The 7,898-nt window shown below is 65.1% G+C and carries 8 protein-coding genes; 7 read left to right on the forward strand and 1 reads right to left on the reverse strand.

What is annotated here, in order from left to right:
• A partial coding sequence (locus tag AACR77_RS09435; RefSeq protein WP_042881019.1) for an MFS transporter occupies positions 1-973 on the reverse strand: 973 nt, incomplete at its 3' end.
• A 246-nt stretch (positions 974-1,219) separates the two neighbouring features.
• Between AACR77_RS09435 and AACR77_RS09440 the strand changes: the two genes are divergently transcribed.
• The 7 genes from AACR77_RS09440 to AACR77_RS09470 all read left to right on the forward strand — a co-directional run.
• Positions 1,220-2,128, forward strand: a complete 909-nt coding sequence (locus AACR77_RS09440) for a LysR family transcriptional regulator (protein WP_039041301.1) — start codon at positions 1,220-1,222, stop codon at positions 2,126-2,128.
• A gap of 89 nt (positions 2,129-2,217) precedes the next feature.
• A complete protein-coding gene (locus tag AACR77_RS09445; RefSeq protein WP_029313711.1) occupies positions 2,218-2,889 on the forward strand; it encodes a CsgG/HfaB family protein in 672 nt (223 codons plus the stop codon).
• An 11-nt stretch (positions 2,890-2,900) separates the two neighbouring features.
• Positions 2,901-3,260 (forward strand): DUF4810 domain-containing protein, encoded by a 360-nt coding sequence (locus AACR77_RS09450; RefSeq protein ID WP_042016536.1) that lies wholly within the window; start codon positions 2,901-2,903, stop codon positions 3,258-3,260.
• Positions 3,257-3,910 carry a DUF799 domain-containing protein gene (locus AACR77_RS09455; protein ID WP_042881020.1) on the forward strand — a complete coding sequence of 218 codons (654 nt, stop codon included), beginning with the start codon at positions 3,257-3,259 and terminating at the stop codon, positions 3,908-3,910. The genes AACR77_RS09450 and AACR77_RS09455 overlap by 4 nt, the downstream gene beginning before the upstream one ends.
• A gap of 218 nt (positions 3,911-4,128) precedes the next feature.
• Entirely contained in the window at positions 4,129-5,595 is a 1,467-nt protein-coding gene (locus tag AACR77_RS09460; RefSeq protein ID WP_042881022.1) for a GGDEF domain-containing protein, read from the forward strand.
• A gap of 110 nt (positions 5,596-5,705) precedes the next feature.
• Positions 5,706-6,959 (forward strand): DEAD/DEAH box helicase, encoded by a 1,254-nt coding sequence (locus tag AACR77_RS09465; RefSeq protein WP_042881024.1) that lies wholly within the window; start codon positions 5,706-5,708, stop codon positions 6,957-6,959.
• A 209-nt stretch (positions 6,960-7,168) separates the two neighbouring features.
• Positions 7,169-7,898: ferric reductase-like transmembrane domain-containing protein (locus tag AACR77_RS09470; protein ID WP_042881026.1), on the forward strand; the 730-nt coding region annotated here is incomplete at its 3' end.

A 7,898-nucleotide genomic window follows, 5' to 3' on the forward strand; every position in this document is an offset into this window, starting at 1 on the left:
AGCCCGCCACCAGCAGCCCGAGTCCCGCCAGCCAGCTGGGCAGGCCGTGAACGGCCCCGGCAAAGAGCAGCACGCACAGCGCCAGGGCCAGCACGCCGCTTTGCAGGGTATGGCGGGCATCGAGGCGACGGGCCCAGAGCTGGCAAAGCCCAGAGAAGACCAGATAGGCCGCGACAAGATAGCCGAACAGCCCCAGATCCGTCATGCCCAGCATCTCGCTCACCACCTTGGAACCCATGGCCAGCAAGCTGGCCGCCACCGCCCAGGCGGTGAAGAGCGCCAGGGCGCAAAGGAAGAACCCGGCCCCCGTGGCCCTGAGCCCCTCCCCCAGGGATCCGCCCCCCTGCCCGCTCGGGGCGGCCTCCGTCGCCCTCACCCCTTTGGGCCAGCTCAACACCAGCCCCCCGATGGCGCAGGCCGCCATCCCCAGGATCAGCAAAAACGGCAGCGTGGTCGGGTAGAGATCCTGCTGCAGCGCCAGCCCGCTGAACACGGGGCCAAGGGCCAGCCCGGCGGTGAACGATAATGTGGCGCTAAGCGCCGCCCGCTTGCCCCCATCCCTGGGGCCAAAACGCAGCAGCGCCACATTGGCGGCGCCGGTCAGGCTGCCCGTGCCAATCCCGGCCAGCAGCCGCGCCAGCAAAAGGGCCCAGAAGCTGTCGGCCAGGGAGAAGAGCAGGGCCCCGCCCCCGACCGCCACCAGGGCAGGCAGGATCAGGGTGCGCAGATCCGCCACGCGTCCCGCCAGGTTGCCCACCCCGAACAAGGCGATGAGCACGCCCCCCGCATAGCCGCCATAGATGAGGCTGAGGCCGAGATCGCTCAGAGCCAGCGCCGCCTGGTAATGGGGATAGAGCGGGGTAGGCACGCTGCTGTTGAGCAGGGCCGACATCAGGGCGAGGGAGAGAAACCAGCGCAGACGAGGATGGACAACCTGACCTGGCTCGCAAGCCGGGACGCTTGAGACAGACATGGACACTCCAGTGGCAGACGAATGAAACCGCAATCGGGAGCGACATCATAGCGATCCCGCCCACCCCGGACTGCGGCAGTTCTGCATCACGCCGACTCAATCCTGCATCACGTCGGGGTGGCACGCGCCCTTGGCCGGGGAGCCGCAGGCACGCACCGGACCCGGTCTATCCCCTTGTGCTGCCATCCCCGCTGGCATCTAATATTGCGGCGCCAATCGGGCGTTCTGCTTGAGTGAGGAGCAAGCATGATCAACTGGGACGATGCCCGCTTCTTCCTGGCCCTGGCACGGCGGGGCAGCCTGCGACAGGCCGGACTCGAACTCGGGGTGGATCAGGCCACCGTCGGGCGGCGGATCACCCTGCTCGAGCAGCAGCTGGGGGCCAAGCTGTTTATCCGCACCCCCAGACACTATCGGCTCAGCCCCCTGGGGGAAGCGCTGCAGCCCCAGGCCGAGGCCATGGCGCAGGCGGCCCTGGCCATGATGCGCACCGCAAGCCTGGGGGAGCTGGAAGGGGAGGTTTGCATCGCCACCACGGATACCCTGGCCCAGGGCTTCGTGCTGCCCGCGTTCACCCTGCTGCGCCAGCGCCACCCCGGCATCCGCCTCAAGTTGCTGACCGCCGTCAGCGTGAGCGACATCCCCAATCAGGAGGCGGATCTCGCCATTCGCAGCGTGCGCCCCGAGCAGGGAGATCTCGTGGTCAAACGGCTCGCCACCATCAAGATGGGGCTCTACGCCTCTCCCGACTACCTGGCCAGGCGAGGCACGCCCCGCTCGGGTCAGGCACTGCAAGAGCACGACCTGCTGCTCTTTCCCAGAGAGCTGGTGGCCCGTCACTGGCTGAGTCTGTGCGGCGAACCGCTCCACGAGCCCAACGTGGTCCTGCAGAGCAATGCCCAGCTGGTGCTGATGGCCGCCGCCCGGCAGGGGCTCGGCATCGCCCTGCTCTCCACCTTCCTCGCCGAGGAGGATCCCGCCCTGGTGCGCCTGCTGCCCGGCCAGCACGATCCCATCGACATCTGGATGGTACTGCACCCGGACGTGCAGAAGACGGGCCGAATGCGCGCCCTGGTGGCAGCCCTGGAGGAGGTGTTCCTGCCCCTGCAACAGACCCGGTCACCCGCCACCCCCTGTCAAACGCACAGGGATTGAGCGGGTATGCCCCCCATACGGGGCACTTTCTTCGCAACGAACCATGTTAGAGTCCGCCGCTGTTTTTTCCTTTGATAACGGGGCCTTACATGAAGAAGTTTGTTGTTTCATCCAGTGTCATCCTGATGGCGGGCTTGCTGACAGCCTGTGCGAGCGAGTCGTCGCGCACCCTGGAGGTACCCAAGGTTGCCTCCTATCAGAGCCACTATCAGGGCGCACGCAGCCCCATCGCCGTCGGCAAGTTCGACAACCGTTCCAGCTACATGCGTGGCATCTTCTCCGACGGCGTGGACCGGCTGGGCAACCAGGCGAAAACCGTGCTGATCACCCACCTGCAGCAGACCGGTCGCTTCAGCGTGCTGGATCGCGACAACATGGCGGAGATCCAGGCCGAAGCCGGGATCAAGCAACAGGCTCAGCAACTCAAGGGCGCCGACTACGTGGTCACCGGCGACGTCACCGAGTTTGGTCGCAAGGAAGTCGGTGATCATCAGCTGTTTGGCATCCTGGGTCGCGGCAAGTCACAGATCGCCTATGCCAAGGTCAACCTGAACATCGTCAACGTCACCACCTCGGAAGTGGTCTTCTCTTCCCAGGGTGCCGGGGAGTACGAACTCTCCAACCGCGAGATCGTCGGCTTCGGCGGCACCGCCAGCTACGACTCCACCCTGAACGGCAAGGTGCTGGATCTCGCCATCCGCGAGGCCGTCAACAATCTGGTGAACGGCATCGAGACCGGTGCCTGGCGCCCGGCCCAATGAGGAGAGACGAGATGACGCTGTTCCGTCCTTCTCTGCTGCTGGTCAGCGGCCTGCTGCTGAGCGCCTGCGCCCAGGGGCCGCAGACGCTCTACAACTGGGAGCAATATCAGGGAGTGGTTTACCAGCACATGCAGGGTGACGACACCGGGGTCGAAGCGCAGATCGATGCGCTGGAGAAAAACCAGCAAGAAGCGAGCGCCAAGGGGCAGGCTGTGCCACCGGGCTTTCACGCTCACCTCGGCATGCTGTACGCCCAGCTCGGCAAGGATGCCCAGACTCGCGAGCAGTTCGAAACCGAGAAGCGCCTCTTCCCCGAATCGGCCCCCTTCATGAACTTCCTGATGTCCAACAAGAAGGGAGAGACCCAATGACCCTGCGCCCCCTCCTTGCCCTCACGCTGGGCGCCCTCCTCCTGGGCGGCTGCGCACAGGGCCCCGGCTACGACTACAGCAACTTCAAGGAGAGCAGACCAACCTCCATTCTGGTGCTGCCGCCGGTGAATCACTCGCCGGACATCAAGGCGGGCCCCAGCCTGCAATCCCAGATCACCTATCCGCTCGCCGAGTCCGGCTATTACGTGCTGCCGGTGGCGGTCACCAACGAGACGTTCCGGCAGAACGGCGTGACCGAGCCCGCCGACATCCAGGCGCTGCCCATCAAGAAGCTCCACGAGATCTACGGTGCCGATACCGCCCTCTACCTCGACATCAAGGAGTACGGCACCAGCTATCTGGTCATCTCCAGCGAGACAGTGGTCACCGCCAGTGCCCGCCTGGTGGATCTGCGCACTGGCAAGCTGCTGTGGGAAGGCAGTGCCAGCGCCAGCAGTGCCGAGCAGCAGGGCAATTCGGGGGGCGGCCTCATCGGCATGCTGGTGGTGGCGGTGGTCAATCAGATTGCCAACACCCTGACCGACAAGGGCCATGAAATCGCCGGCATCACCAGCGTCAGGCTGCTCAGTGCCGACATGCCCAACGGCATCCTCCCTGGCCCCCGCTCGCCGAAATACCAGGCTCGCTAAGGCGCGTCGTCTCACTCCACACAAGAGGGCGCCATGCCCTCTTGTTTCAGTCCCCCCCTTTCCCCCGCCCACCATCGAATGCGTTCTTATCGTCTATCTTTTTGATATTACTGGCTAATTTTTGTGCACACCCCATGGCGCCCCACCAACTTCATCTGGTGATGCCCGGCAAAATCAGTTACAAAAAAGGCCTCTGTCACCACGGAAGCGTTCACGCCATGGCCGCCTCACTGCTGCGTTTCCTCCCCCGTCGATGGCTCACCCGGCTTGGCTGGCTCTGCCTGGCCCTGATGGGGCTCGGATTGGTGTGCAACTACACCTACTTCGTCATCAGGCACGACATGGCGCTCATCACCGCCAAGCAGCCCAACCTGTTCGAGGTGTTCTATCAGCGGGCTCGCATCCTGGCGCCAGAGAAACTGGCCTCCTTCATCGACAACAGCAGCATCAAGATGCCCATCTTCAGCGAGAACGGGGATGCGACGGCCTATGCCTATGGCTATGATCTCCCCACCCTGAAGCGCCTGGCGGTCATTCCCGTGTTGCCCCCGGCCAACCAGATGCTCCTCGCCTACCAGTACGTCATCTCCAACCCCGAGGTCCTCAACCTCTACGCCTTCTATGATGATCGCCGCATGCTTGGCATGGTCGCCAGCAAGGGGATGCTGCCGAGCCAGTTGTTGCCCATCAACACCGACCTCAATGACATCGAGCCCTGGACCCACTATTTCGGCTGCGCCTTTTTCGCGGCCACCCATGTCCCCTGCAGCACGGATGAAACCTGGGTATCCGAGATCTACACAGACACCTTCACCGGACTGAATACCATCACCCTCTACTTCCCCTTCGTCTATTACGAGCCCGCCATCAAGGACTACCGCTATGGGCTCAAGGGCATCGACATCGCCGTCGACCGGGCGTTCAAGGAGGTGCTGCGCCCCTTCGAGAGCCTCAATCCGACCCGGACCGTCCTCTCCTTCGAAGAGGTCGAGCCCTGCCGCCCGTTCCACCTCTGCCTGAGCACGCCGCTGATGCGCACTCAGGCAGGCAATGATCTCTACCTCAAGTGGTCATACAGTTACGGCGATTTCATCCGGTCCGTGCTCTACGGGGCGGCCTTCAAGCTCTATCTCATCATCCTGCTGCTGATCATGCTGACGGGGCGCAGCCTGGTTACCCGCCTGCGCACCCTGGCCCAGACCGACCACCTGACCCGACTGCCGCGCCGTGACATCCTGAACGAGGCGCTGCTGCACGAGCACGACTACCTGATGATCCTCGACATCGACAACTTCAAGTCCGTCAACGATACCCATGGCCACGGGGTGGGCGATTTGGCGCTCGTCGCCTTCGCCGCTCACCTCAAGGCCAATATTCGCAAGGGCGATGTCGCCATTCGCTGGGGCGGGGAAGAGTTCATCGTGCTGTTCAAGGGGATGGACGATGACAACATGGTGCATCACTCCGCCGCCCGCCTGCTGGAGCGGCCATTGCGCATCCCCGAACTGCCCGCCCCCATCACCTTCTCCGCCGGAGTGACCCGCATTCGCGATTACCTGACGGTGGCCGAGGCGGTGCAACTGGCCGACGATCTGCTCTATCACGTCAAGCAGCACGGCAAACGCAATATCGCCTATTACCAGGGGCAGACCATCCGCCTTGTCCGCGATCTGGGCGCCGATTAGGCCCCCTGAGCGCCCCGGCTTCTGCCGCGCCCCCGCTATCTGTTACCATCCCGCCACGCTGATTGTTTCCGTCCCTGCCACGGGGCGGGATAACCCCATACTGGTGCCCTATGTCCATTGCCTCCTTCGCCGAACTGGCCCTCTCCCCCCGCTTGCAGCAAACCCTGACCGAGCTTGGCTACGCCGCCCCCACCCCGGTGCAGGCCAGCGCCATCCCCCTGATCCTCGCGGGGCGGGATCTGATGGCGGGCGCCCAGACCGGCACCGGCAAGACCGCCGCCTTCGTGCTGCCACTGCTGGAGCAGTTGCTGCAACACCCGACGAGCGATGGCCCTCGCCCCATTCGCGCCCTGGTGCTGGTGCCGACCCGCGAGTTGGCGGTGCAGGTTGCCGAGAGCGTCACTCGCTACGCCAGGGGCACCGACCTCACCAGCACCCAGGTCTACGGCGGGGTGAGCATCGCCGCACAGGTGGAGGCGCTGAACGCCGGGGTGGATATCCTCATCGCCACCCCGGGCCGCCTGCTCGATCACCTGCGCCAGGGGGCGCTGAGCCTCGCAGCCCTGCGCCATCTGGTGTTTGACGAGGCGGACAGGATGCTCGACATGGGCTTTATGGACGAGATCAAGGCGCTGCTGAAGCAAATCCCGGCGGATCGCCAGACCCTGCTGTTTTCGGCCACCTGCGATGACAACCTCTTTGCCCTCTGCAAGGTGCTGCTGCGCGACCCGGCGCTGGTGGAAGTGGCACCGCGCAACACCACGGCGGCCGAGGTGGAGCAGCGGGTCTATGCGGTGGACAGCGATCGCAAGGTGGCGCTGGTCCAACACATGCTGACCGTGAAGGGCTGGGCGCCGGCCCTGATCTTCAGCCGCACTCGCCAGGGGGCCGACAAGCTGGCCCAGCAGCTTGGCAAGGGGGGCATCAATGCGCTGGCCTTCCACGGGGATCTGTCACAGAGCGCGCGGGAAAACGTGCTGCTGGCGTTTCGCGCCGGCACCTTGCAGGCGCTGGTGGCCACCGACGTGGCGGCCCGCGGCCTCGATATCACGGATCTCAACCATGTGATCAATCTGGAGTTCCCCCATCAGCCCGAGGATTACGTCCATCGCATCGGGCGCACCGGCCGCGCCGGCAACAAGGGGCTCGCCATCACCCTGTTCAGCCCGGAAGATGCGCCCCTGCTGGAAAAAGTCGAAGCCGTGCTCGATACCCGCCTGCCCCAGCAGTGGTTCCCGGGCTTTGAGCCGGATCTCACCCGCTTCGACCCCGAGCCGCGCCGCGCCAGCAAGGGCGCCCTGAAGCAGAAGGCCAGAAAGCAGGCCCTCGCGGGCAACAAGGGCGGTAAGGGACGAAAATCCTGACACGACTGTTTGCTGGGGCAGCCATGCGCCTGCCCCAGCATCGCCTCTCTCCAGACGCAGACGCCAACCGCTTTCCTGCCCCCCTGTTCTGCTCCGCGCCCTCCTCCTCAGCCCGCTTGCCCTGACCCGGCGACCCTTTGCCACACTCTGCTACAAAAGAGGTAGTCAGGGGGCACACTTTCGCCACAAAGCAGGCGTGCAATGGAGGCATGGACAAGGAGGACATCATGAAACCCGCATCCCTCGTCTGGGCCCTGCCCCTGACCCTCACCCTGCTCTGGCTCGCAGGCCTCACCCAGTGGCCCGCCAGCGTCTGGCCCTGGCGCCATGAGCTGCTGATCCTGACCGGTCTGATTGGCCTTGGCGCCATGACCCTCTCTTTGCTGCTCGCCCTGCGCCTGCCCAGGCTCGAAGCCTGGTGCGGCGGGCTGGATCGCATGTTGCACCTGCACCGCAGCAGCGCCCTCTGGGCCACCGGCACCCTGGTGGCCCACTGGATGCTGGTGGAAGCCCCCAAGTGGGCCGTCGCCGTCGACTGGCTGACCCGGCCAGCGCGCCGCGGTGCTGGTGCTGGTGCTGGTGCTGGTGCTGGTGCTGGTGCTGGTAACGATGCCCTGTGGCACGAACTCGGCAATACCCTGGGGGAATGGAGTTTCTATCTGCTGCTGGCGCTGGTGGTGGTAAGCCTGCTGGCGGTGGTGCGCTACGAGCGCTTCAAGGTGGTTCACCGGCTGGCTCCGGTCATCTATCTGATGGGCTGGCTGCACGGGCTCTGCCTGCTGCCGCGCATCGGCGCCCTGACCCCGGTCGGCCTGACCCTGCTTATCGGCGGCGGGCTGGGGGCTCTGGGGGCGCTCTACTCCCTGTTTGGCCGGGTGGGGCGGGACGCACGCCGCCAGGGGACGGTCAGCGCCCTCATCCCTCTGGACGAGTGCACCC

The sequence above is a fragment of the Aeromonas sp. ZOR0002 genome (assembly GCF_963866995.1).
Taxonomy (GTDB): Bacteria; Pseudomonadota; Gammaproteobacteria; order Enterobacterales; family Aeromonadaceae; genus Aeromonas; species Aeromonas caviae.

Coding starts and splice junctions, on each gene's coding strand:
- AACR77_RS09440 (WP_039041301.1), top strand. CDS start 1,220: ATGATCAACTGGGACGATGCCCGCTTCTTCCTGGCCCTGGCACGGCGG.
- AACR77_RS09445 (WP_029313711.1), top strand. CDS start 2,218: ATGAAGAAGTTTGTTGTTTCATCCAGTGTCATCCTGATGGCGGGCTTG.
- AACR77_RS09450 (WP_042016536.1), top strand. CDS start 2,901: ATGACGCTGTTCCGTCCTTCTCTGCTGCTGGTCAGCGGCCTGCTGCTG.
- AACR77_RS09455 (WP_042881020.1), top strand. CDS start 3,257: ATGACCCTGCGCCCCCTCCTTGCCCTCACGCTGGGCGCCCTCCTCCTG.
- AACR77_RS09460 (WP_042881022.1), top strand. CDS start 4,129: ATGGCCGCCTCACTGCTGCGTTTCCTCCCCCGTCGATGGCTCACCCGG.
- AACR77_RS09465 (WP_042881024.1), top strand. CDS start 5,706: ATGTCCATTGCCTCCTTCGCCGAACTGGCCCTCTCCCCCCGCTTGCAG.